Here is a 1,247-nt window from a genome sequence, read left to right as displayed (position 1 = left end):
TGGGAACGTGAACTGGATGGCTTGCATGAGAGACTCGGTGGCCTGTTCAAACGTGCTGAGCCGCGGCAGCGGTCGCTGGCCTACCTGAAGGGTTTGCTGGGCACAGCCGAACGCAAGAACGGCTGGCAACTCGCAGAGTGGATGGGCGAAGCCACGCCGGATGGCGTGCAGCACCTTCTTGAGCGAGCGCAGTGGGATGCCGATGCGGCTCGCGACATACTGCGTGAATACGTCGGTGAACAACTCGGCGAGCGTAACGCGGTGCTCATCGTGGACGAGACGGGCTTCCTCAAGAAGGGCGAATACTCTGCCGGCGTGCAGCGCCAGTACAGCGGCACAGCAGGCCGCATCGAGAACAGCCAGATCGGCGTATTCCTGTGCTACGCAGGTAACGGGGGCAGCGCATTTATTGACCGGGAACTCTACATGCCGCAGGGCTGGATCGATGATCGCAGTCGCGGCCAAGCGGCGGGGGTGCCCGACGCCGTGAAATTCGCGACCAAGCCGCAACTCGCACGCCGGATGTTGGAACGGGCGCTGGATGCAGGAATGCCCTGTGGCTGGGTCAGCGGCGATGAGGTCTATGGTGGTGACCGCCCCTTGAGACTGTGGCTCGAGTCGCGCGCGCAACCATTTGTGCTGGCCGTCGCAAAGAACGAACCGCTGTGGTGGCAAGGCCCGACATCAGTGCGCGCCGACAGAATCACGCAAGCTTTGCCGCCGCGGGCCTGGCGTCGTCTCTCGGCCGGTGTCGGCGCAAAAGGCGAGCGCCTGTATGACTGGGCACTCACTCCGCTATGGCGCTTGCAACTGAGCGCGGCCGAGCGTCGCTTCGGACATTATTTGCTGGTGCGACGCAGTCTCGACGAAAAGCGGGAGCATGCGTATTACGTGGTCTACGCGCCCCGCAGCAAGGCTACCCGTCAGACCCTAGTCAACGTTGCCGGCAGGCGATGGGAAATTGAGGTGGGATTTGAGGCCGCGAAGGGTGAATGCGGCCTCGACCAATATGAGGTGCGCCGCTGGCAAGGCTGGTACCGCCACATCACGCTGGCGTTGCTAGTACACGCGGTGTTGGCTGCCCTGAGGGTACAGGCCAAAAAAAACATCTGAAGGTTTGTTGCCCTTCAGCATTCAGGAGATCCGTCGGCTACTGTGTCGACTGATATGGCGAACGCTCCACTCCATTGAGCATGTGATGTCGTGGTCAATGTGGCGACGCCGACATCAGTACCGTGCCCAGCAGT

1 protein-coding gene is annotated in these 1,247 nt (G+C 61.8%); it reads left to right on the top strand.

From position 1 onward, the window contains the following. Positions 1-1,113, top strand: a 1,113-nt coding sequence (locus AWB65_RS34940) for an IS701 family transposase (protein ID WP_087671270.1), incomplete at its 5' end; no start/stop codon positions are given. Positions 1,114-1,247 lie beyond the last annotated feature (134 nt).

It is taken from the genome of Caballeronia humi (genome assembly GCF_001544475.1).
Classification (GTDB): Bacteria; Pseudomonadota; Gammaproteobacteria; order Burkholderiales; family Burkholderiaceae; genus Caballeronia; species Caballeronia humi.
This window is presented reverse-complemented; position numbering and strand designations above follow the sequence as displayed.